This window comes from Bowmanella yangjiangensis, assembly GCF_017255015.1.
Classification (GTDB): domain Bacteria; phylum Pseudomonadota; class Gammaproteobacteria; order Enterobacterales; family Alteromonadaceae; genus Bowmanella; species Bowmanella yangjiangensis.
The window spans coordinates 1-799 of sequence record NZ_JAFKCS010000366.1 but is presented as its reverse complement, the minus strand read 5'-3'; the positions used below and the strand labels follow the sequence as shown (position 1 = coordinate 799).

General features: G+C 64.2%; 1 protein-coding gene. It reads left to right on the top strand.

What is annotated here, in order from left to right; translation table 11 throughout:
* Window positions 1-211 precede the first annotated feature (211 nt).
* On the top strand, window positions 212-799 hold a 588-nt coding region (locus J0A65_RS24590; RefSeq protein WP_206596872.1), incomplete at its 3' end, for a hypothetical protein.

The following is a 799-nucleotide window of genomic DNA, read 5'->3' as shown; positions in this document are numbered from 1 at the left end:
GATGGAGAAGATGGGCTTCAGCTGCAATGCCGACATCATCCGCTTCGCCCTGACGGAGCAGCTGTCGAGGTAGGAAAATTCCTACAAAAAACCGGAATAGCCTTATGCCATCACCGGAATCAGACGATGCCCGGATAGCCCTTCACAGACCATCCTGACAGCCATGAACGGGTAGCCAATACCCGCTCCCGTTGCTCGATGGAGTGTGAACGTGAACGCTCAGACCACCACCCAAGCCAGCTGGATTCCCACCGTCCTCGTCAGCCTCTGCAGCCTGTCGCTGGTCTGGCTGGCGACGCAAGTACCCAGCCACTACTGGCTGGTCGCCGCCCTGCTACCGGGTGTCGTGGTGCATGTCAGCCTGCGCCGCCAGGCCAGCGCGCAGGCGCGGACCCTCTCTGAGGTCCAGGAGAGCGCCATCGCCGTCGGCCAGGCCCAGGAAGCCGAACGCCACGTGCATGGCCTGGCGGACCTGTGCCGCAACATCGCGCCCATCTGGTCGCAGCAGATCGAAGCCGCCCGCCTCCACACCCAGACCGCCATCGAAGCCCTGAGCGAACGCTTCACCCACCTGGCGCAGCGCATCAGCGCCGTGGTCGGCGTAGATGCGCCGAGCGACGACGAAGCGCTGCTGAAGCTGCTGGCCGGCAGCGAACACGAACTGGAAGACATCGTCAGCCAGTTGCGCCAGGCCCTGGACAGCAAGGAAACCCTGCTCGCCGAAGTGGTTCGCCTCAGCGGCTACACCACCCAGCTGCGCACCATGGCCCAGGAAGTCGGTGACGTCGCCAAGCAGACC